18 protein-coding genes are annotated in these 23,052 nt (G+C 63.6%); 7 read left to right on the forward strand and 11 right to left on the reverse strand.

Annotation, left to right across the window (positions count from 1 at the left end; all coding sequences use genetic code 11):
- Nucleotides 1-162 precede the first annotated feature (162 nt).
- Nucleotides 163-1,425 (forward strand): PQQ-dependent sugar dehydrogenase, encoded by a 1,263-nt coding sequence (locus tag IEW00_RS03755; RefSeq protein ID WP_229736788.1) that lies wholly within the window; start codon nt 163-165, stop codon nt 1,423-1,425.
- 3 nt (nt 1,426-1,428) lie between these two features.
- On the opposite strand, the gene IEW00_RS03760 is transcribed toward IEW00_RS03755, so the two are convergent.
- From IEW00_RS03760 to IEW00_RS03795, 8 genes are all read right to left on the reverse strand, one after another.
- Nucleotides 1,429-2,118, reverse strand: a complete 690-nt coding sequence (locus tag IEW00_RS03760) for a hypothetical protein (RefSeq protein ID WP_188512978.1) — start codon at nt 2,116-2,118, stop codon at nt 1,429-1,431.
- A 271-nt stretch (nt 2,119-2,389) separates the two neighbouring features.
- A complete protein-coding gene (locus tag IEW00_RS03765) occupies nt 2,390-3,808 on the reverse strand; it encodes a dihydrolipoyl dehydrogenase (protein WP_188512979.1) in 1,419 nt (472 codons plus the stop codon).
- Complete coding sequence (locus IEW00_RS03770; RefSeq protein ID WP_188512980.1) at nt 3,805-5,181, reverse strand: NAD-dependent succinate-semialdehyde dehydrogenase; 1,377 nt, start codon at nt 5,179-5,181, stop codon at nt 3,805-3,807. The genes IEW00_RS03765 and IEW00_RS03770 overlap by 4 nt, the downstream gene beginning before the upstream one ends.
- A 48-nt stretch (nt 5,182-5,229) precedes the next feature.
- The gene (locus tag IEW00_RS03775; RefSeq protein WP_188512981.1) at nt 5,230-5,991 is read right to left on the reverse strand and encodes a hypothetical protein; all 762 of its coding nucleotides are present in this window, start codon (nt 5,989-5,991) and stop codon (nt 5,230-5,232) included.
- Between the two features lie 78 nt (nt 5,992-6,069).
- Nucleotides 6,070-7,161 carry a YihY/virulence factor BrkB family protein gene (locus IEW00_RS03780; RefSeq protein WP_188512982.1) on the reverse strand — a complete coding sequence of 364 codons (1,092 nt, stop codon included), beginning with the start codon at nt 7,159-7,161 and terminating at the stop codon, nt 6,070-6,072.
- The gene (locus IEW00_RS03785; RefSeq protein WP_188512983.1) at nt 7,158-7,376 is read right to left on the reverse strand and encodes a hypothetical protein; all 219 of its coding nucleotides are present in this window, start codon (nt 7,374-7,376) and stop codon (nt 7,158-7,160) included. The genes IEW00_RS03780 and IEW00_RS03785 overlap by 4 nt, the downstream gene beginning before the upstream one ends.
- Nucleotides 7,376-11,632, reverse strand: coding sequence for a translocation/assembly module TamB domain-containing protein (locus IEW00_RS03790; protein WP_188512984.1), 4,257 nt, complete (start codon nt 11,630-11,632; stop codon nt 7,376-7,378). Before IEW00_RS03790 ends, IEW00_RS03785 begins: the two co-directional genes overlap by 1 nt.
- Nucleotides 11,632-13,830 carry an autotransporter assembly complex protein TamA gene (locus IEW00_RS03795; protein WP_229736789.1) on the reverse strand — a complete coding sequence of 733 codons (2,199 nt, stop codon included), beginning with the start codon at nt 13,828-13,830 and terminating at the stop codon, nt 11,632-11,634. The genes IEW00_RS03790 and IEW00_RS03795 overlap by 1 nt, the downstream gene beginning before the upstream one ends.
- 453 nt (nt 13,831-14,283) lie before the next feature.
- Here IEW00_RS03795 and IEW00_RS03800 point away from each other — a divergent pair, with 453 nt between their 5' ends.
- Genes IEW00_RS03800 through IEW00_RS03825 form a run of 6 tightly spaced genes read left to right on the forward strand, consistent with a single transcriptional unit; the run spans nt 14,284 to nt 20,241 of the window.
- A complete protein-coding gene (locus IEW00_RS03800; protein ID WP_229736790.1) occupies nt 14,284-17,136 on the forward strand; it encodes a monovalent cation/H+ antiporter subunit A in 2,853 nt (950 codons plus the stop codon).
- A complete protein-coding gene (locus tag IEW00_RS03805) occupies nt 17,133-17,519 on the forward strand; it encodes a Na+/H+ antiporter subunit C (protein ID WP_188512986.1) in 387 nt (128 codons plus the stop codon). Before IEW00_RS03800 ends, IEW00_RS03805 begins: the two co-directional genes overlap by 4 nt.
- On the forward strand, nt 17,516-19,069 hold the full coding sequence (locus IEW00_RS03810; protein WP_188512987.1) for a monovalent cation/H+ antiporter subunit D: 1,554 nt from the start codon (nt 17,516-17,518) through the stop codon (nt 19,067-19,069). Before IEW00_RS03805 ends, IEW00_RS03810 begins: the two co-directional genes overlap by 4 nt.
- Nucleotide 19,070: 1 nt before the next feature.
- On the forward strand, nt 19,071-19,556 hold the full coding sequence (locus IEW00_RS03815; protein ID WP_188512988.1) for a Na+/H+ antiporter subunit E: 486 nt from the start codon (nt 19,071-19,073) through the stop codon (nt 19,554-19,556).
- Nucleotides 19,553-19,822, forward strand: a complete 270-nt coding sequence (locus IEW00_RS03820) for a K+/H+ antiporter subunit F (RefSeq protein WP_188512989.1) — start codon at nt 19,553-19,555, stop codon at nt 19,820-19,822. The genes IEW00_RS03815 and IEW00_RS03820 overlap by 4 nt, the downstream gene beginning before the upstream one ends.
- A complete protein-coding gene (locus IEW00_RS03825; protein WP_188512990.1) occupies nt 19,819-20,241 on the forward strand; it encodes a Na+/H+ antiporter subunit G in 423 nt (140 codons plus the stop codon). Before IEW00_RS03820 ends, IEW00_RS03825 begins: the two co-directional genes overlap by 4 nt.
- A gap of 38 nt (nt 20,242-20,279) precedes the next feature.
- Here IEW00_RS03825 and IEW00_RS03830 read toward each other — a convergent pair whose 3' ends face one another.
- The 3 genes from IEW00_RS03830 to IEW00_RS03840 form a co-directional block, all read right to left on the reverse strand.
- On the reverse strand, nt 20,280-21,341 hold the full coding sequence (locus IEW00_RS03830) for a mannose-1-phosphate guanylyltransferase/mannose-6-phosphate isomerase (protein WP_188512991.1): 1,062 nt from the start codon (nt 21,339-21,341) through the stop codon (nt 20,280-20,282).
- Entirely contained in the window at nt 21,338-22,195 is an 858-nt protein-coding gene (locus IEW00_RS03835; protein ID WP_373282568.1) for a class I mannose-6-phosphate isomerase, read from the reverse strand. Before IEW00_RS03835 ends, IEW00_RS03830 begins: the two co-directional genes overlap by 4 nt.
- A 223-nt stretch (nt 22,196-22,418) precedes the next feature.
- Entirely contained in the window at nt 22,419-23,048 is a 630-nt protein-coding gene (locus tag IEW00_RS03840; protein WP_188512992.1) for a DedA family protein, read from the reverse strand.
- Nucleotides 23,049-23,052: the final 4 nt, after the last annotated feature.

Raw genomic sequence — 23,052 nt, forward strand, 5'->3', positions numbered from 1 at the left:
AGCGGGTGATCGTTGCCCGGACGGCCGAATTGACGCGCCTCCGCGCCCCTTTATCTAGAAGCTGCTGGTCGCACGAACGACACATCTCGGCGGACACTGGCGGGTGAACCAATCGGCTGTCGCTGCGTACGATGAGCAAATCCAGATCGAAGGGACCAGTTCATGCGCATACGTCTTATTGCCCTTGCGGCCATTGTCACCTCGGGCGCTGCCATCGCGCAAACCCAAGTGCAGCTGGGAGTTCCCGATCAGGACAAGCCTTATGCGACGCCTGCCGTGATCAACCATCCGGTGGTGATCGGCTGGCCCGAAGGCAAAACCCCGCGCGCACCAAGGGGTTGGGACGTCGTGAAGTTTGCAGGTGATCTGGAAAACCCGCGCCAACTTCTCGAGCTTCCCAATGGTGACGTTCTGGTGTCCGAGGCACGCCAGAAGCCCAAGCTCGATGCCGACCCCGAAACCGCGCGGGGCTTTGCACGTTCAAATGTGACGGGCTATTCCGCCAATCGGATTACGCTGCTGCGCGATACCGACAAGGATGGCGTCGCCGACCAGACTTTCGTTGTGCTCGAAAATCTCAACCAGCCGTTCGGAATGGCGCTCGCGGGCGGGCGTCTGTATGTCGCGAACACAGATGCGGTGGTGAGCTATCCGTTTACGCCAGGCCAGACCCGGATCACCGCTGCGCCGCGCAAGCTGATAGCGCTGCCAGCGGGAGGCTATAACAACCACTGGACCCGCAATCTGCAGCTCAGCCCCGATCAACGCACGCTCTTCGTGTCGGTGGGGTCGGCGAGCAATGTCGGCGAATACGGCATGGAGGAGGAAGAACGGCGCGCGGCCATTCTGGCGGTCGATCTGACCACCGGTCGTGAACGGATATATGCATCCGGGCTGCGCAATCCGGTGGGTATGGACGTCGCGGCAGACGGCACGCTGTGGACTGCGGTCAACGAGCGCGACGATTTTGGTGACAATATCTCGCCCGATTATGTGACGAGCGTTCAGGAAGGCGGCTTTTACGGCTGGCCCTACAGCTATTGGGGCAAGCAGGATCCGCGGCATGCCAACACCAAGCGCGAGCTGCTCGAAACGACTTTGCTCCCCGACATAGCTGCTGGCCCGCATGCTGCTGCGCTGGGCTTTGCGCTGTCGCGGCCCGAGGATGGCAAGCAGTTCGGCTATATCGCCCGTCACGGATCATGGAACCGGGCAGATCTGGCGGGCTATGACGTGCTTTACGTTCCCATGGCCAACGGCAAGCCGACCGCCAATCCGCAACCGTTCCTGACGGGGTTTATCGCCGATGAGCGCGAAGGCACCGTGTATGGCCGCCCGGTCAGCGTCAGGACACGGACCGATGGCTCGGTCTTTGTCGTCGATGACAATGCGAACACTGTCTGGCTGGTGCGCAGGGCGCGCTGACGATCAGGGCAGAGGCTGCTCAGGCGCTCCGCTGACACCAGACGGGGCACCTGCGCCGCCTCCGCCACCTCCTGCTCCACCTGTACCACCGCCACCACGCCCGTCGCCGGCATCTGACTTGCCACGACCGCCAGTCGATGATGGACGTGTTGGCCCCTGCATCGGGATTGCCAGACCGGGCGAGATCGGTTCGAGGTCGAGGGCCGAACGGATGAAATTGCGCAGTGCTACGACGAGATCGTGCGTGTGCACCAGCCGTCCAGCGACAAGGTCGTTCGCGGCGCGTTCGGCAAGCTGAACCAGTTCTTGGGTCCCCAGCAGGATGATATCCGATAACGCCGCTTCGACCGCATCGCGGATGCGTCGGCGGCGGTCCGAACCGCTTACTGCTTCTGAGGACAGATCAATCCCTCCTGCATCCGATTGGCCGGGTTCGTGTGTGGATCGCAGTTGCAGGTCACGCAAATGGCGCGGATCAACCGCCAGATCACCGGTGAACGATCCGCCCAGAACCCGATAGGCGGCGATCAGTGTCTTGAGGCGTTCGTTGATCTGGCGGTTGGCGCGCTCGCGGCGCTGCTGGACCGTCATCATGATCAGCACCCGCACCGCGACCCCGATGACGGTGATCAGCGCCAGCAGGGTCAGCGTGATGATGATATTTTGCCATGAACTGAAATCGAGGTTGCGCACATCCTGGGGCCTTTTGCTCGGCAGGTCGTCTTGAAGAGGGCTGCAACCCCGATCGTATCGCATATGGGTGCAGCGCGAACGGGTTTAACGCGCTTTGTCATCTTTTTCGCAACGGGTGTAACGCGTCTATTGCCCTTTGCCCGATCAAACTGATGGCACACCGGCGCCGAGGGATGGGTTTGGGGCAGATGGCCTGCGTCAGATTGCAACCCGAGCCCCCGACCTCCGCCGGCACGGCGGGTTTTCCTGCAGGGCACGCGCCCTTGGCCGTTCAGGCGCCCGAGGGTGAGCCCGAATCATGGTTCGCAGGAAGCGCGATCGGTGTCGCACCACATACGGTGCGCAGCGCGGTCTTCAGCCCCTCCTCCATCGTTGGATGGTAGAAGGGCATCTTGAGCAACTGCGTCGCGGTCATCTTTTGCTGGATCGCCCAGGCCAGAAGATGACCCAGATGCTCGCCTGCCGGAGCGACGAGATCCGCGCCGATCAATACGCCATCGGGGGCTGCGGCATACAGCGTCAGTGCGCCTTCGTTGCGCGCCTCCACGCGGGCGCGGCCCTGGTCGGTGAAATCGGTGGTTCCGCTGATCGCGCCGTCCTCTTCGGCCTCCCCGATGCTGACGACAGGGGGGTCGGTAAAGGTGATGCTGAACGGCACATAGCGATCGATGCGCACCGGCGCGGGCCAGGCTGCCGCATTGCGCCCGGCGATGGCGCCCTCGTGCGAGGCCTCGTGGAGCAACGGCAGATCGGCGGCAACATCGCCCGCGATGAACACGGAACTGTCGCCGCAGCGCATCGTCGCCCGGTCGTGACACGGGACGCCCTTGTCATCCAGCTCGAGCCCTGCGTTCTCGATATTGAGACCGTCCAGCATCGGCGGCCGCCCGACCGCGACCAGCACATGGTCGAACAGGGCATCGCCCTCGCTGGCTCCGGTCCAGCCGATGCGCACCTGGTCGCCCTGCTTGTGAGGCGTCACCTCGACTCCCAGGTGCAGATCGACATCGCGCTCGATGATCTCCTGCAGCGCCGCGTGGACGCGCGGGCAGCGCAGCTTTGCCATCCGATCGGCCTTGTCGAACAGCGCGACCTTGACGCCGAGCCGGGCGAAGGCCTGGGCCAGCTCGAGCCCGATCGCACCCGATCCGACCACCGCAAGCCTCCCGGGCAGCTTTTTGAGCTCGAAAACATTCTCGTTGGTCAACGCAAGGTCGCCGAGCGCTGCGAAAGGCCCCGGCATCACCGGGCGCGACCCTGTTGCGATGACGATCGCGCGTGCCGCGATGGTGCGTCCGTCATCGAGCAGCAGCCGGTCCGGAGCCGCAAAACGTGCTTTGGAGGTTATGCGGATGCTCTTGGGGATATTGGCGATCGATTTGCGCGTCGATTCGGCAAACCGGTCGCGCTCGTGCCGGACACGCTCAAGCACGGCAGTACCATCGATGCGGACATCACCGACGCGTATCCCGAAGGTATCGGCCAGATCGACGGCATGCCGGGCCTTTGCCGCTGCGATCAGCAATTTGGACGGCATGCACCCGACCGTGGCGCAGGTGGTGCCGTCAAAGGCAGGGTCGATCAGCAGCGTCGATGCGCCGTTGCTGCGCGCCGCGCGTTCGGCAGCGAGGCCGGCAGTGCCGGCCCCGATTACCGCAACGTCGCAGCGCAGCGTTTCTGCGTCGTTCATCCGACGAGGATAGCCTTGGCGTTGACGAATTCCTTCAGGCCTTCGGGGCCGTGCTCACGGCCATAGCCCGAATTCTTCACCCCGCCGAAGGGCATATCGGGCGATGCGACGTTGAAATTGTTGATGAACACCATTCCGGTATCGAAATATTTGGCCGCCAGTTCCTTGGCGCGTTCGGTATCCCTGCTGAAGATGCCTCCACCCAGGCCATAGCGGCTGTCATTGGCGATCCGCATCGCATCCTCGTCATCCTTGGCTCGGATGATCGATGCCGCCGGCCCAAACAGCTCGTCGTCATAGGCCGGCTGGCCAGGCGCGACATCGACCAGTACGGTGGGGGGATAGAACCACCCGGTGCGATCGGGGATCTCACCGCCGGTGAGAACGCGCGCGCCCTTGGCGACGCTCTTTTCGACCTGATCGTGCAGCGAATCACGCTGGCGCTTGGATACCAGCGGGCCGAGCTGTGACGCATCGTCGCTCGGATCACCCATCTGAAGGCCTTCGAACTGCTCGACATAGCCCTTCACGAACGCATCATAATTGGCCTCGGTAACGATGAAGCGCTTGGCGTTCACGCATGTCTGGCCATTGTTGTAGATGCGTCCCTGGACGCAGGTCTTGATCGCAAGGTCGAGATCGGCATCGCCGAGCACCAGATACGCGTCGTTTGATCCAAGCTCGAGCACGGTCTTCTTGGCAACCGAGGCAGCCTTGGCACCGACGGTACGGCCCGCCTTATCGCTGCCGGTGAGCGTGACACCGCGCACGAGCTTGTGCTCGATCACCTTGTCGGACTGATCGTGATCGATCACCAGAACCCCGAACAGCCCTTTGGGAAGGCCGGCGCGCTCGTACAGATCACGCAGGTATTGGCCGCTTCCGGTGCAGTTTTCGGCATGCTTGAGCAACACGCCGTTGCCCCCCATCAGGCTGGCAACCGAATAGCGGATCGCCTGGTATGCCGGGAAATTCCACGGCTGGATGCCATATATGACTCCCAGGGGCGCGTGCGAGACAAAGCCATCGCCATTGTCGGTTTCGCGCTTTTGGTCAGCCAGCACCTTGGGGCCTTGTTTGGCAGTATAATCGCAGATCGCCGCGCACAGATCGACCTCCTGCAGGCTGTCGCGCATCAGCTTGCCGACCTCGCGGGTCATCAACTGCGCGAACTCCTCCTTTGAAGATCGCAGCTCGTCGGCAATCTGTGCGATCACCTTGGCGCGTTCCTCGAGGCTCTGCAGGCGCCAATCGAGGAACGCCTTGTGGCTGGCCTCAACGACGCCCATCGCTTCGTCGTCATTCATGTAGTGATAAGTCTCGATCGGTTGCTCGGTCAGCGGGTTGATCGTCTGGAAGTTGCGGTTAGTCATGTAAATCTCCGGATATGGGTTGGGGGTGAGGCCAGATCGGTCAGCAGATCAGCCATATTCGGCGCGGTGACTGTCGAGCGTTTTCTCGACGTCACTCAGCGCATGCGTGATTTCGGCTTGCCAGCCGCCGGGTTCGAGGTGCCGGACGGCCGAATGTGCGGTGCACACCGTCCGGGTACCGGCCCAGTCGCGCGCGATCTCCTGCGCCCAGCGGGCATAATCGTCGGCCGCGCCCTTGCGCGTTTCGAGCGCCTTGGACAGCATCGGGTGGAAGCGCAGGCGCGGCTCGGGAAGGATTGGACGCAGGATGCCCGGGGGTTCGAGTACATTGATCGTGTCATCGACATGGACGATCCCGCTCGCGCGGTGGCGAACGAGCACCGATGCGACATGGACGCTGTCATCCGAACTCACGAAATCGACCCCTAGTGGGACCGAAAATGCGAAATCCTCGGCAAACTCGCGCTGGGTTTCGGGATCCTCGATGACCGCCTGCTCCCAAGGCAGTTCCGGCGCCTTGGACAGGTGACGCCGCGTCCCGATCAGGCGGGCAGCGGGCAGAATGCGGTGCAACGCGGCGCAGTGCAGCGTGTGAAAGGGATGGACGTTGACGATCGCTTCGACCTGGCTGCCGCCATCGGTCAGTGCGAGCAGATCGGCGCGATCCTTGTCATCGAGATCGTAGCTGTCGAGGACAACGAAGCGCCCGTTTGTGCGGCGGACAAGCGAGATATGGGTACCGAGATTGATGATCTTTGCGATCTTAAAATCGCCACGGAAATTCCAGAAGTCATCATGCAATCGGGTCACTTGCGCTCCACTCTCATAGGTTCATTGCCGGGGAATATGAACCTTACGTGCCGGTCGGGGCTGGGTTCCAGACGCAGCTCAGGTCGCATCCTGGCTGGCATGTCGTTGCCGCCGTTTGTCGAGGATGGCACGCGAGGCATCGTCCAGGGCAACCGTGTCCGCCAGTACCGCGCCACGCTGTCCGATCGGGCGGTCGGCGCCGACCGTTGAATCGCGGAAGGTCTGGCGCTCGGTTTCGGCATTGATCTCGGCGCCGATCAGCACGGCATAGGCCGAAAGGAACAGCCACATCAGGAAGATGACGATCGCGGCGAGCGAACCATAGGTCGCGTTATAGTCGCTGATATTGGACGCGTAGAACCCGAACCCTACGGTGATCAAAAGCCATAACAGCGTTGAGGCGACCGAGCCCAGCGACAGCCAGCGCCATTTTGCGGCGCGGCGATCGGGCGCATAGCGAAAGAAGATCGCGAAGGTGACGCTCACCAGCATCGCGGCCACCGCCCAGGTCATGATCTGCACCAGCAACAATGCGCCGCCGCCGATATAGCCTGCAAGAAAGTTGCGCGCGTAGGTGAACAGCGAAATCGAGACCAGCCCGACGATCGCGATGCCTGCCATCCCCAATGTGATCGTCACCGCCACCCAGGTGGTTTTGACGACGCCGCGAGTCTCGTGTTCCTGATAGATGATGTTGAGCGCGCGCATCATCGCGGTCGCCGCCCGCATCGCGCCATAGGTCGAAAACAGCAGCGCGATCACCAGCCCGAGCCCCTGCTGCGTGGTGTTGGCGGTGACGATCTGGAGCAGCTGCTCGCGCAGGATCGTCAGTACCTCGGACGGAACGACGCCGGTCAGAAGATCGAGGCTGTTGGTGACCGTCGCCGGATCGGCGATCAGGCCATAGAGCAGCACGATGACTGCGATCAGCGGCACGAACGCGAGGAAAGCAAAGAACGCGACCCCGGCTGCGAGCAGCGCGAGGTTGTGGAAGTCGTTCATCACATAGATGCGCTTGGCAATCGCCCACCACGCGCTGCGGGGCATCTGCAGCGGCGAGGTCGCGGTGCCGCCGGGGACCTCGTGCGCCAGCGCATCGGCAAGCTCAGCCGGGGCCTTGTCGATCACGTCGTTGGCAACCGGTGGCTGGACGGGACCCGGCTCGGTCATCGGCCCTGGCCACCCACAGGCGGGTTCAGCTCGGCATTCGCCTGTTCGGCTTCGCGCGCGGCGGCCAGCTGCGCATTGGCATCGGCTTCGATTGTCTTGGCCTGTTGCGACAGTTCGCGCGAACGCTGTTCGAACTTTTCGTCGAACCCCGGTTCGGCCTGGCAGCCAGCCAGCAGTATCATCGCTGCGCCTGTGACGAACATCTGCCGCCGCATCAGTAATCCTTCCGATACTGGACGTTGACGTTCGACCCGCCAAAGCTGCCGACCTGGCTCAGCACCGACAGCGCCCTGCTCAGGCTGATCTCGAGCTGGGTCGCGGTAAAGCCGCGGGTATCGGTGATGATTTCGACATAGACATCGTTCGAGATGTACTGGCCGACCGCAAGCGATGTGCCGCGTCCGGTGTCCTCGTCGGCACCCAGAATGCGCAGCCGGTCGATTCCCGATGCCGATTGCAGGACGCCCAGCGGATTGAGCCCGCCGCTGCCGCCGCGCAGGCTGTTGAGCGATGCGGCCAGCTGGACCGCCTGGATGGGCGAAAGTTCACCGATCGAATTGCCGAACAGGATCCGCGCCATGATCTCGTCCTGCGGCAGCGCCGGGGTCGAGGAGAACGCGATATCGGGGTTCTCGCCGGTTCCGGTGACGTTGATGTTGACCGTCACGTCATCGGCCTCACCGCTTGCGCGCATCGTGATGACAGGGTTAGTCGCGCTTCCGCCATCGAAGCGCAGGCGCCCCTCTTCCAGATCGAACGACCGGCCGGCAAAGCCCAGCGTTCCACGCACCAGATCGATCCCGCCGGTGATCCGGGGGTTGCCGGTGGTTCCGGCGATCCGGATATCGGCCGACCATTCCGAATCGAGCCCCATGCCCGAGACATAGACCTGGTTGTCGGCGACGACCCGGACATCGAGCCGCCACGTGCTGGGAACGCCCGAGATCGCTTCGGGATCGCCGGTGATGCGTTCGCGGCCCAGCGCGGGGCGGCGCCTGACACCGGTCAGCTTGGCGACCTGCGCCGATCCCTGGCGGACGATACGATAGCGGGTTTCGGGCAACTGGATGGTGCCTGAAATCAGCGTGGGTTCCGATGCGCTGTTGACGATGCGAAGCTGTCCGGACGCGGTCGCGGCCAGATCGCCGCCATCGGCGAGCTGCGCATTGTCGAGATCGAGCGCGAGCTGGATCGGGAAGCCATCGGCCGAGCTCAGCGATACGAAGCCCGAGCCGCTGATCGTACCGCTGCCTGCGGTCGCGGTCAGCTGCTCGACATCAAGCCGGTCTCCGGTGAAGCTGCCGCGGACCCTCAGATTGGTCAGCCGGGTGCCATACTGGTCGTTTTCATAGATCAGGTTATTGGCGCGCACGATGCCGGAGAGCTGGGGTTGCTGGACACGTCCGGTAAAGTCAGCCGCCACGCCGATCGCGCCTCTGAGGCTTTGGTCGGGTAGCGCGGCGAGCGAGAACAACGTGTCGGCAGGGCCATTGTAGCGCAGGCCTCCGCTTAAGGGTGCTGCCAGCAGCCGGGTGGTCCAGCTGCCCGCGCCGGGTGCAAGCGGGGTCAGATCGACGTTCATCCGTCCGATCACCGCGCCGCGCCGCCGGATGACGGCCCGGGCGATGCCGCCATCGGGCTGCAAGCGACCGACGACACTGATATCGACCGCCTGCGACACCGAGGCCAGGCTGGTGCGGGTGAAATTATCGATTCTGAGCCGGGCATCGGCCTGCGGGAACGCGTTTGCATCCGCCTGGCGGAAGTCGAGGCTGCCCGTTGCAGTGCCGCCAAGCCCGAGGCCCGGCATCAGCGGATTGACCAGCGCCAGATTGACGTTGTCCAGACGCGATTCGATCGTCATCCCTTCGCCATAGGCTCCGGCAAGCTGGATCGAGCCCTGCGACAGGTCGATCGTCGTCGGCATCAGCCGGTACTGCGCACTTTCTGGGATGATCCTTGCCGGATTGCGCGTCTTGAAATCGATGCCGTTGGCGCGGCCATCGAGCGCGACCCGCCACAGATCGGGCTGCAGCGCCGCGTTGGCGGCAAACCGGAACGGGAAGCCGTTGCGCCCTTCGGCCATAATCTTTGCGCTGCCCTGGCCGCCCCGATAATCGATCTTGCTGCGCGCCGATGCGATCTGGAGCTGGCCCATCCGGGCATTGGCAAGCTGGACATCGGCGAGCAGTTGCGGCTGTTCGGTCAGGGTCACGTCCGCCAGAATGATCGCACGACCGATCGAGACATCCGCCGGACCCGGAAGACGCGCATCGAAGGCGTTGAGCGCGATCTGGGCGCGCTGGAACGCGCCTTGGGCGCCAAGATCGACGCTGCCGGTGATCCCTGCGCCATCGGCGAGCAACCGCCCGGCAAACGGACCTGCGGCGGTCTGGCTGATGCGTCCAGTGATGCCGATATCGGCAAACCGCGTTCCGCTGTTGACCGCGACCACCAGGGGCCCATCGCCCATCAGGATTTTGAGGTCGGCAGCAAAAGGCCCGTAATCGGTATCGCCGCCGCCGGTCACGGCATAGCCTGCGCCGTCACCGGTTATGGAGGCGATAACGTTGGTCATGCCGACACCCAGGCCCGGGCGCGCCGCTTCAATTCGGGCGACAGGCCGTGCCACCGAGCCAGTCACGTTGACCGCAAGCGGGCCATATTGGTTGGACGAGCCGCGCGCATCAAAGCGGATTTGTCCATCGGTGGAATAAGAGCCGCTTCCGTCCGACAGGCGGAACGATGGCGCGGCCACGGTCAGCCTGCTGATCCGCCCGATGCCGTCGCTACCATAGCTGACATTCGCGTTGATCAGCGAATTGCCGCCCAGAAATTCACGCAGGCCATCGTTGAGGATCTGGCTCGAGCGGGCACGCACCGTGCCGGCCAGACGGAAGGCTCCGTTGGCATTGCTTTCCAAATCGATGTCGGTCTCAAGATTGAAGATGCCGACGCTCTCGACGCGGTAGCCGTTGACCCGTCCATTCAATGCCCCGGTGTAGAGACCAGTATTGAGATCGGCGAGCAGGATCGCGGTGCCATCGATCCGGTCGGACCGGATCCGCATATTGTCCGACATCAGCCGCGCGTTCGAATAAGCCAGGTCGCCGTCGAGGCGGACGTTGTTGAGCAAGTCCCCGGCGGCGGCATTCAATCCTGCAATCCGCCGCGCGCGCGCGCTAACCGGGATCAGCCAGCTGTCCTTGTCGAGCCGGGCAGCGCCAGTGGCGCGCAGGCCGATGATGTTCGTCTCGCCAAAGCCCAGCTGTGCAGCCGCTATTTCATAGGCGATCTGCGGCGATGAAAACGCGCCGTTGAGCGTCAGTGCCGCATTGATCCCGCTGCCGGTGAGGTTTTCGGCGATCGTGCCCGGCTGCAACAGCCGGAAACCGATGGCGAGATCGCGCATCGTGCTCGAGCCCAGATCGACCAGCCCGTCGGCGTCGAACGCGAAGCTGCCGTTACCGATCCTGGCGGCGATATCGAACCTTCGGTCATCGGCCGTGGTGGTGAGGTCGATCGATGTAACCGGCTCGAACAGCCGCGCCGCCTGGCCCGTAAGCAGCAGACCGGGCCGCGAATCCCCACGCACCGTAAAGGTGCCATTGCGCGCGGTGAGCGCGAGGTCGGCGAGCGACTGCGCGCCGAGGCGACCGGTCAACGCGCCGTTCCACGCGGCCCAGTCACCCGTGCCGCGCAGACCCAGCTGCATCGGCTGTGCCACCCCCGTGAGTCCGGCGATCAGCCCCTGCGCGGGTGCATCGAGATCGAAGGTGACATCGAGCGTGTTGCTCTCTGGGATGGCGCGCAAATCGAGAACGATCGTCTCGCCACCGGCAAAGCCCCTGCCTGCGCTGGTGCCAGCGCGCGCGTTGATGACAGCAGTGCGGTCGGCGATATGGACCTTGCCGGCAAGCGACGCGCGATGGCGCTGGCCGGTAACCGCAGGGTCGATGTCGATCCGGCGCAGCTGCATGTCGGCGATGTCGATATCCAGATCAGGCAGCAGCGGCTCGTCGGTCACAGGTGTTTCGTTGAACGCGGGCAGGCGCAGCACGCGCATCTGCGGCACCACCAAAGAGCGGATATCGACATGGCTGCCGATGAACGCGAAGGGCCGCCAGTCGACGTTGACCAGCGGCGATGAGGCGAACACGCCCTGCGGGTCGCGCAGCTTCAGATCGCGCAGCCGCATCTGCCCGTAGAGCGAACCCTCGATTCCCCCCACATCGATGACCAGCCCGTTCTCGAACTCCATCCCGGAGATCTGTTTGGCAACGAAACGCTTGCCGCTGCTGCTGTCGAGCCAGACATATCCAATCGCCAGCAAGGCAATGATCGCACCCAGCAGCACGGCGATGCCGATGGCGATGCGGCGCGGCCATGATGCACGCGTTGGGCGCGGCTCGGGATCGAATGCTTCCGGCGGGGCTGCGGGGTCCTGCGGGGGTGCGACGGGATCGGTCATCAGAATGCCTGCCCGATCGAGATATAGATCGAGACACGCGATTCGCCGGGGCGACGGCCAATCGGCGTGGCGACATCAAGCCGCATCGGCCCGAAATTGGTATAGAACCGCCCGCCAAGACCAGCGCCGAAGCGCAGATCATCAAAACCGGGGGTGGAGCTGATCGACACCTGGCCTGCATCGACAAAGCCGACGATGCCATAGTTGCCGAAGCGATAGCGCACTTCGGCTGCGCCTTCGACCAAGCTGCGCCCGCCGATGGGCCGGTTGTCCGGATCCTTGGGGCCGAGTTCCTGAAACCCGAACCCGCGCACCGATCCGCCGCCACCGGCGTAATATCGCCGCGATGGCGCGATATCGGGCCGGTCAGCGCCGAAGATCGATCCCACCCGGGCGCGTCCGGCAAGCACGATGCTGTCACCGAACGGGAAATAGCCGGTCGCCTCGACCAGGCCGCGACCGTAAAACTGCGTGCCGCTGCCCAAGGAAGCCTCGGGCGAGACCTGCGCCGACAGCCTGAACCCGGTGGTGGGGTCGAGCAGGTCATTCGACCTGTCCCAGGTGATCTGGCCGGGCAGCGCAGCGACATAATAGGTCCGCCGGTCGCGGCGTCCCAGGTCGAAATTGAAATCCTGCTCGTTGGTGCCCAGCAATTCGAAGCCATAGCTATAGGTGATCGGCTTTTGCCAGATCGGGGTGCTCGAATAGGATATGCGTCCGGCCAGCCTGCCGGTGAACGCTTCGAACGCGGCAAAATCGCTGCGCAGAGCCGAAAGGCTCAGCTCGACCGAGCGGTCGCGGCGCCCGGCGTTCGAGCGGCGGAAGGTGCCCGACGCACCCTGCTCCTGCGTTCCGGCAATGATGCTCGCGATCAGCGCGCCTTCGGGTGGAAACAGGTTGCGGTGCGTCCAGCTGCCCTGCGCACGGATCCCCTGCCCGGTGCCATAGCCGGCATTGGCGGCCAGCGTGCGTGCCGGGCCGGCTTCCTGTTCGACCGCAAGCGCGGCATATTGCGTTCCATCGGGTGCAACCTCGCCGGTAGGCTCGGGCTTGACCGCGACCACCGAGTACAGGCCGGTGGCGACCAGGGCCTTGCGCAGGTCATCGACCAGACGGCTGTCATACAGATCACCCTTGTCGAACCGGGCCAGCGTGGCGATGTGATCGGCTTCGAAAACGCTGGTGCCGCTGGTGACGATATCGCCGAAGCTGCTGCGCGCACCCGGGGTAACGGGCAGGGTATAGTCCGCCGAATCTGTTGCAGGGTCGAGCAGGACGTCGCGCTGACCGACCTGGGCAAACGGATAGCCATATTGCGGCAGCGCGACTGCGATGTTCGCTTCGGCGGCGAGCACACGATCGGCATCGACAGGTTCGCCGATCGCGGGCACGAAGCTGCGCGTGATCAGGTCTTCGGGCTCGACGGGCGGCGCTGTGAATGTGATCGAGTCGAACCGATAGCATGGCCCGGGTGACGCGGTCAGCACCACGACCATCGGGCCTTCGCCGCTTTCTGGCATTTCGACCGCACCGTTGACAGTCGCATCGAAGAAGCATTGGCCGATCAACAGGTCGGCGAGAAGCTGCTGGTCCTCGATCATGCGCGCCGAGACCATCGCGCCATTGGCCGCGCGTCCGTCGCCATCGTCGAGCGCGGAGAGCTCCCTGAACCGCGCGCGGATATCGTCAGGATCGACCGCCTTGCGCGCCTTATCGGAGACATCGGACAGCGCCGGTGTCTCCGACGCGTCTGGCGCGGGCCGCGCGGTCAGGCCCTCGATGCGGTAGGTATAACGCACCGCCCTGGTGGCATCGTCCTCGGCCGCCTGCGTATACTGGCTCTCGTCAAAAGGTTCGACATCGAAGCTGCCGATCGGCCCGAGCGGGGCATCGAGTTCAGGATCAAGCTCCATCGGCGCACTGAGCGGGTCGCCGGTGATGGCACGATCGGGCGAAGCGTTCTGCTCGAGGCGCGTCTGCTCGGCATCCCATTCCTCGATCGTTCCCAAAGGCGCGTTGGGATCAGCATCGAGTGTCGGAATGGTCGCATCGAACTCCTCATCGGTGATGATCGGTTCGGTGGCTGCGTTGCCTGGTTGCGGGCGGCTGGGAGTGGTCTGGGGAGGAGTCTGAGGAGTGGTCTGGCCTGGTGCCTGCAGCGCGGAGGCCGATGGTATCCACCCCTGTGCGGTTATCAAAACACAGACCGCCGCACAAACACGCAAAGGCATCAAAAATCCTGATTTTTGGACCGACAGGCGTAGGCGGCATCAGGGGCAGTAAATGCGCGAAACCGCAGAAAGATCCATTAACATAGGTTTGGGCATCCGTTTCGTGACGGGTTGCAGCATTTGGGTCACAGGACACCTCGACCTTGCGACTGTCCGGAGAGCCGTTTGCAATATTGCGCTTGCGGCCAATAAACTTCGATATCAGCGTGATGAACGCGCAATCTCATTCGGAAAACTCGTGGTTAAGAAGGCCGCCCGGGCTGCATGGCGATCAAGGTGGGCGGCAAATTCCCGCAGCCGGTTTGACCTTCGCGAGCCACTTTTCCTTGTTTGTCGCAACCCCCTGAGGCTAGGACGGTATTGCAACGATATCGCCATCGTCCGTTGGCAATATCCCCACAGGAGCATAACGGCCACGCAATGGCAGTCCCATTGATGCTATACACGCTTGTTATTCTTCCGTTCCTGGCTGCGTTGCTGATCGCGATCGGCAGCAGTCATGGGCGTGCGCTGCACAGTGGTCTGGCGGCGGCGGGAAGCGCGCTTGGCCTCGCGCTTATCCTTGGCATCGCCGGACGCGTCATCGGCGGTGACGTGCTTGCGGTCTCGGTGCCCTGGGTGCCCGTCATCGGCCTTGATTTTTCGCTGATGATCGATCCGCTGGGGTTGATGTTTGCAGGGCTCATCCTGGGGATCGGCCTTCTGGTGGTGATCTTCGGGCATTTCTATCTTGCCAGCGATGAGGCGACCGGACGGTTCTTTGCCAGCCTGATGCTGTTTCAGGGTGCGATGCTGGGCATCGTCCTGTCGGGCAATGTGCTGCTGCTGCTGGTGTTCTGGGAGCTGACCAGCCTGTCGTCGTTCCTGCTGATCGGGTTTTGGCGCGACAAGGCAGAGGCCCGCCAGGGCGCGCGGATGGCGCTTGCGGTTACCGGTGGAGGCGGGTTGGTGCTGATCGCAGGGATGGTGCTGCTTGGCACGATCGCCGGAAGCTTCGATCTGATGACGATCCTTGAGCGCGGCGACATCATCCAGGCCTCGCCTTTGTACCCGGTGATGTTGGTGCTGATCCTTATCGGCTGCTTTACCAAATCGGCGCAGTTCCCGTTCCACTTCTGGTTGCCGCACGCGATGGCAGCGCCCACCCCGGTCAGCGCATATCTGCATTCGGCAACGATGGTGAAGGCTGGCGTCTTCCTGCTCGCGCGGTTGTGGCCGGTGCTTTCGGGGACCGAGCTCTACACCGTCATCGTTACCAGCGTCGGGCTGATCACGATGCTGATGGGTGCCTGGGTGGCTCTGTTCAAGCACGACCTCAAGGGCATCCTGGCCTATTCGACGATCAGCCAGCTTGGCCTGCTGGTGATGCTGCTGGGGTTCTCGCTCGAGATGGCGGCGGTCGCCGCGGTGCTTCACATCCTCAACCATGCCGCTTTCAAGGCGGCGTTGTTCATGTCGGCAGGGATTGTCGATCACGAGACCGGAACGCGTGACATCCGCCGGCTGGGCGGCCTTGCGAAGGTCATGCCGATCACCGCGATCGTTGCCACTCTGGCCGCTGCCGCGATGGCGGGCCTGCCGCCGCTGGGCGGTTTCATCTCGAAGGAGATGATGCTGGACGAGACGCTGCATGTCGGCCTGTTCGGCATATCCTGGCTGGTGCCGGTGGTGGCGACGATCGCAGCAACATTGTCGGTGGCATATTCGCTGCGGCTTGCGGTGCATCTGTTCTTCGGCAAGCCGCGCGAAGCTGAACCTCATGCCCGCGCGCACGATCCGGGCGCAGGGATGTGGGCGTCGCCTGCATTTCTGGTGATCCTCGCGGTGCTGCTCGGCCTGGTTCCGATGGCGCTGGCAGGGCCTCTCGTGTCCTCGGTAGCAGGCGCTGTGATCGGTAATGCGGCTCCGCCGTTGGGCCTTGCGCTGTGGCACGGCGTCAACGTTGCGCTGGGGATGAGCCTGGCGGCGGTCGCGATCGGCGCGCTGCTGCTGTGGCGGCATGCAGGGCTGCTGCGCGGGTATGAGGCGATGCGGCACCTCGATGCCAAGGCGCTGTTTGATCGCACATTGGGCGCGGCCGATCGCGAGGTACGCAAGCTGATCGTTGCGACACACAGCCCCTCGCTGCAGCGGATGCTGTTTGCTAGCTTTGCAGTCATCGTCGCATTGGTCGCAGAGGGCGCGCTCACCGGCGGCGGAACCCTCACCGGAGCGCGCGCAGGCCAGCCCGCATCGGCGGTCGCGATCATCGCCTGGGGCCTGCTGATCGCAGCCACGATCGCGGTGGTGCGGGCGCAGCGCCAGCGCTTTCTGGTGCTGATCTATATCAGCGTCATCGGGCTGATCATCACGCTGGCCTTTGTCCATTTCTCCGCGCCCGATCTTGCGCTGACCCAGATTTCGGTCGAGGTGGTCACCATTCTGCTGCTGCTGCTGGCGCTCAACCTGCTGCCCAAGACCCCGCCCTTGCTCTCGAGCCAGCCGCGGCGGTATCGCGATGCGTTGCTGGCGATCGGTGGCGGTCTTGGCATCGGCGGCGCGGCGTGGGCAATGCTGACCCGCAATCCCAACGATCCGATTTCCAGCTTCCATCTGGCCAACAGCTATTCGGGCGGCGGCGGCACCAATGTCGTCAACGTAACCCTGGTTGATTTCCGCGCGTTCGATACGCTGGGCGAGATCATCGTGCTGGGGATCGCGGGGCTTGCTATCTTCGCGCTGCTCGACACCACCTCGCGAGGGGCTGCAGGCGCGCGGCTGCGCTCGTGGCAGGAGGACATGCCGCACTCGCCCGAGCGCCACCCTTTGATGTTTGTCATGGCAACCCGCATCCTGCTGCCGCTGGTGCTGGCGGTGGGGATCTATATCTTCCTGCGTGGGCACAATCAGCCAGGCGGCGGGTTTATCGCCGCTTTGGTGGTCGCGATCGCGTTCCTGCTGCAGTACCTCGCCTCGGGCTTCGACTGGACCGATGCCCGCCGCCGGGTGGGTGAACATCTGCTGATCGCGTCAGGCGTGCTGGTGGCGATGGCGACGGGACTGGGCTCGCTTGTGTTCGGTGCCAATTTCCTGACCAGCTCGTTCGGCTATTTTCAGGTGCCTTTGGTCGGTGAAGTGGAACTGGCGACCGCCTTGCTGTTCGATATCGGCGTCTTCGCGGTCGTGTTCGGCGCGGTGATGCAGGCGCTGGCGCAGCTCAGCCAGATATCGCAGCGCGCCGCGCGAGCGCATGCCGCCCAGGTCGAGGCGCAGCAGCAGGGGAGCGAGCCATGACGCTGGAATTTCTGGTGGCAAGCGCGATCGGCATTCTGGTCGCCGGCGGGATCTATCTGGCGCTGCGCGGTCGCACCTTTCAGGTGGTGCTAGGCCTTACGCTGTTTTCCTATGCGGTGAACCTGTTCCTGTTCGCAGCGGGCCGACTGACGCTGGATCGTCCGCCGATCTGGTCGAAGACGGTCACCGAATATGCCGATCCCCTGCCCCAGGCGCTGGTGCTGACCGCGATCGTGATCACCTTCGGGATGACCGCGTTCATCGTCGTGCTGGCGCTGCGCAGCTTTCTGGAAACTGGCAGCGACCAGGTCGATGGCGATGATGCGCCTTGCACGCTGGACGAACAGGCAAAAGCTGACGCCACGCCAGAGCCGCACACATGAGCTTGACCGCGCATCTGGCGATCGCGCCTGTCGTGATCCCGGCGCTGGCCGCGCCGATCGCTTTGTTGGTGATGCGCCGCAAGCGTCGGCTGGGCATCGCGATCTCGCTCCTCTCGTGCGCGGCGATGCTGGTGGCCGCTCTGGTGCTGCTCAACGCATCGGCCGATGGCACCATCCGTACGTACGAGCTGGGCAACTGGCCTGCACCCTTCGGCATCGTGCTCGTGGTCGACCGGCTGTCGGCGATCATGCTGACGCTGGCTGCCACGGTATCGCTGATCGCGCTGGGCCATGCGGTGATCACGCAGGCAGATCGCAAGGGCTGGCATTTCCATCCATTGTTCCAGTTCCAGATGCTGGGGCTCAACGGGGCGTTCCTGACCGGTGACCTGTTCAACCTGTTCGTGTTCTTCGAGGTGCTGCTGATCGCATCTTATGGACTGATGCTGCACGGGCAGGGGCCTGCCAGGCTGAAGGCAGGCGTTCAGTATGTAGTCGTCAACATCGTCGGATCGTCGCTGTTCCTGATCGCGCTGGGACTGCTCTATGCCTTGACCGGCACACTCAACATGGCCGATATGGGCTTGCGGGTCGCCGAAATCGGACCCGATGATCAGGGGCTGCTGCGGGTGGCGGCATTGCTGCTGGTCAGCGTGTTCGCGCTCAAGGCCGCAGTCGTTCCATTGCACCTCTGGTTGCCACGGACCTATGCTGTGACGACACCTGCGGTTGCGGCGCTTTTTGCGATCATGACCAAGGTTGGCGTATATTCGATCATCCGCGTGGTCCCGCAGATCTTTGGCGACGATGCCGGTGCGGCCGCCTGGGCACCTGCCCCCTATCTGCTGCCCGCCGCGATGCTGACGGCGATTGTCGGCTTTGCAGGCGTGTTCGTCGCGCGCGATCTGTCAGAACAGGCCGCTTATGCGGTGATCGGATCGACCGGCACGCTGCTGATCGCGGTGGCGGGATGGCAGACCGACACGTTGACGGCGGCGATCTATTATCTGGTGCATTCGACACTGGCGGGCGCCGCGCTGTTCCTGGTCGCCGATGTCGTCGCGCGGCGCAGGGCAAGCTTTGCCGATAGCGCAAGCGCTGGACCTGTTTTCGGCCAGCGCGAACTGGCTGGGCTTTTGTTCATGGCTGCGGCGATTGCAGCCACCGGTCTGCCGCCCTTGTCGGGGTTCATCGGCAAATTGCTGATCCTCGAATCGGTGGTCGATGTGCCCGGCTGGGGTGATGCCTGGGGCTGGGCATGGGGCGCGATCCTCGCCACGACGCTGATCGGCGTGATCGGCTTTGCCCGCACCGGCAGCGCGATCTTCTGGAAGTCGGTGCAGCCGGCCGACGGTGCGCTCTCCACGACCGACTCGAAGGCGCTTTCGAAGGTGGTATCGAAGGCCGACATGGCAGCGCCGACAATCACGATCGCGCTGCTCGCCGCCTGGTCGATCGGCGCCGGACCCGCGACTGCTTATGCGACAGCCGCAGCCAGCCAGATCCTCGATACCGCATCTGCCGTCCGCGCTGTTCTGGGGGAGCCGTGACATGCGCCGCCTGATCCCGCATCCTGGACTTTCCGTACTGCTGGTCATCGTCTGGCTGCTGATGGCCAACGCCATCACTGTCGGCGGCCTGCTGATCGGCATCATCGTGGGCATATTGCTGCCGATCTTTACCGCACCGTTCTGGCCGGGTCGGCCCGATGTCAATTACCGCGCAGGGGTTGCGTATCTCCTGCTGGTGCTGTGGGATATCATCATTGCCAATTTCGAGATTGCGGTGATCATCCTGTTCCGCCGCAACCGCGATCTGCGGCCCGCCTGGCTCTCGATCCCGATGGAGCTCGATACGCCTGAAGCCATTACCGTGTTTGCAGGCACCATCAGCCTGACCCCCGGTACCGTATCGTCGGACGTATCGGCCTGCGGCAACTATCTGCTGGTCCATGCGCTGCACGCGCCCGATCCCCAGGCCGAAATCGTGCGGATCAAGGCGCGGTACGAGGCGCGTTTGAAGAGGGTTTTCAAATGATCGGTTATGCCGTCATCTTCGCCTTTGTGTGCCTGTCGCTGGCGCTGACGCTCAACCTGTGGCGGCTGCTCAAGGGGCCCACGGTAGGGGACCGGATCGTCGCGCTCGATACCATGGTGATCAATGCGATCGCGGCAATCATCCTGATCGGGATCGCGACCGTGAACGACACTTATTACGAGGCGGCACTGCTGCTGGCCATGGTCGGGTTCATCGGGACGGTTGCCTATTGCAAGTTCCTGCTGCGCGGGGACATCGTCGAATGACCGGGTCCGGCATCCTCAGCGATATCGTGATCAGCGCGCTGATTGTCCTGGGCGCAAGTTTTGCGCTGATCGGCAGCTGGGGCATGGTCAGGCTGCCGACTCTGATGGAGCGGCTGCATGGTCCCACCAAGGCGACAACGCTTGGCCTGGGCGGGATTCTCGTCGGATCGATGCTGTATTTCCAGTTCAATGCCGGAGTTTGGGCGCTGCACGAACTGCTGATCTCGCTGTTCCTGTTCATCACCGCGCCGATTTCAGCCAACATGATCGCCAAGGTTCACCTGCACCATCTGCGCACACATGCGAAACAGGATATCGTTGGCCCCGCAGGACAGCCGCCCAAGGCGTCGCAAGCGAGTGATTGGGCGACTTATGAGGCCCCGCACCCGGATTCGATTGCAGCGACGTCAGAGAGCTAGGCACCCGGTCAGTGATGAATCATCGGGGGGCGTGCAGACTATGCCTTTCCTGATTGCATTGCCTCGACAATCTTCTTCACATCCTGCGACCGGCCCTTGGGCACAATCATCACATGCGTGCCGTTGGCGATGACGATCAGATCGCTGATCCCCGATGCGGTGACGGTGATCCCGTCGGCATGGATATGCGCGTTGGCGCAATCGAGCGCGATCACCTCACCGCAGATCGTGTTGCCGTCTGCATCGGGCCGGGCGATCTCTGCCAGCGCATCCCAGCTGCCGACATCGGACCAGCCGCACGAAACCGGGACGATCGCCACGCGCTCGGCGCGCTCCATCACCGCATAATCGATCGAATCCGACGGACAGGCGGCGAACCGATCGGGCAGCGGCCGGATCAGCCGGGTGTCGAGAGCAACGCCGTCGAGCGACGCGCGCGCGGCATCGAGCATCTCGGGCGCATAAGCCGCCAGTTCCGCAAGATAGCGGTCAGCGCGCATCAGGAAGATCCCGGCGTTCCAGGCATGGCCGCCCTCGGCGAGCATCGCCTCGGCCTTTTTGCGTGGCGGCTTCTCGATGAATCGCGCAACCTTGCGGACCCCGGGCGCGTCTTCGAGCAGTTCGGCCATCTGGATGTAGCCAAAGCCGGTTTCGGGCCGGGTCGGCTCGATCCCGAAGGTGACCAGCCAGCCGGCCTCGGCTGCGGGACGTGCGGCATCGACCGCCGCCAGAAACGTCGGCAGATCAGCGATGACATGATCGCTGGGCATCACCAGCAACACCGTGTCCCCCGCGCCTGCAGCCAGCGCGGCAAGCGCGATAGCCGGCGCAGTGTTGCGCGCGCTGGGCTCGAGAATGATCCGCGCATCGGCAAGCGCTGCGCCGGCAAGCTCGGCCTCCATCATCGCGCTGTGGCGCTCGGCACCGATGATCAGCGCAGGGCCAAAGCGTACGGCATCCCCGGTGCGCGCCAGCGTGTCAGCGAACATCGATTGCTGCGACACCAACGGGAGAAACTGCTTGGGCCGCTCTGCGACCGACAGGGGCCATAGCCGCGTGCCCGAGCCGCCGGAGAGGATGACGGGGACGATCTTGCTCATGCAGTCTGGCCAATCTGGTTTGCGCGGGCGAGCAACAGGCGCGCTCCACTGCTGGCTTGGTATGCGGCATCCGGATTGACCGCGAGACACTCGCCTGCAGCGGCGGTGAGAAGTCCGCTATCGGATTGCGCCGATGCGTGGCCTTCGAGCGGGATCACGAAAAGGGGGCCGCTGCCCGCAAGCGTTTGAGGTGCATCGCCCGTGAGAAGAACTTTAAACAACGGACCATCGACCAGAGTCTGGTCGACGCTCAAATCGACCCGCTTCCGCAGCGGATGGCTGTAGGGCTCGGCTTTCGACACTGCGACGCCACGGTCGAGGTGCAGTTCGCGCGGGCGGCCATAATCGTACAATCGATAGGTGATATCGGCGTTCTGCTGGATTTCGATCAGGCATACGCCTGCACCGATGGCGTGGACGGTTCCTGCCGGGATGTAGAAGAAATCGCCGCGTTCGACCGGTCGCCAGTCGAGCAGTTGCTCGATAGACCCATCGAGCGCGGCGGACCTGAGCTCTACGCCCGACATCGCCCGCACGGTGCCGATCCCCAGTGTCGCTCCGGGTTCGGCGTCAAGCACCAGCCAGCATTCTTCCTTGCCGCTGGCCAATCCCATCGCCTGTGCTTCGGTGTCGCTGGGATGCACCTGGATCGACAGGCGCTCGCTGGTGAAAAGATATTTGATCAGGAGCGCCAGTGGAGGAAGGCTCGGTGACGCGGAGCCGTCCACCTCGAACCAGATTTCGCCGATTCGTTCGGGACCCGGATTATGGAAGGGGGCGGGCACATCGGCTCTGCCCCATGGTTTGACCACCTGACGCATCGCCAGCTTCATAGGGAGTATCATCGGATCCATCAGAACCATCTCCGTGAACGTGCTGGTCCCGTCAAGCGCACAGCTTCAAACCCTAGGTGCCATTCCGAAGTCATCAAGCGGGAGGTTCCGGAAAAATTTGGCCCGATCAAGCGGCACAGGTTGCAGACATGACCCTGAACCGGAAGGATACAGGCTTGCGATGAGGTGCTATGCTTGCGCAGCGATGTACCCTCGATTGTGCGCATGGCAGAAACAGGGACTGTTATTCAAATATTTTCTTGATGGTGCCTGCAAACACAACTGCCATGATCAGGGCGCAACTGACGATCATCAGCACGGTCAGGATCTGGTCCTGCCACGCTTTGTCGAACCCGGCGATCTCGATCCCGCGACCGACCAGAAAGCCCGGCGAGAGCACCAGCACCACCCAGAGCACACCCGAAAGCACGTTCCAGCGGTGGAAGCGATGTGCGTCCATCCGGGCGACTCCCGCCACCAGCGGCAGCATCGATTGGAAGGGGCCGAGCACATAGCGGCCTGCGACCAGTGAAATCCCGCCCCAGCGACGGAAGAACAACCGGGCTCGGGCAACTCCACGGCGATGGCGGGCAATCGACGGCAGATGCCAGACGCGGTGACCCATCCGATCGCCCGCCAACCAGGACAGCCAGTAACCGGCGATCGCGCCTGCAATCCCGAACAGCACCACCGATGTCGCATCGACCCGGCCACTTCCCGCCAGCACCCCGACCATGAACAGGATCGGCGTCGCGGGAATGAACACGCCGATGACCGCCAGCGATTCGCCAAATGCGATCAGCCCGAACACCGGCCCGGCAAGCCAGCGGTGATCGACCATGAAGTCCGCAAGATGCGCGAGCAGGCCGTTCATGGGC

The sequence above is a fragment of the Blastomonas aquatica genome (genome assembly GCF_014639875.1).
GTDB classification, from domain to species: Bacteria; Pseudomonadota; Alphaproteobacteria; order Sphingomonadales; family Sphingomonadaceae; genus Blastomonas; species Blastomonas aquatica.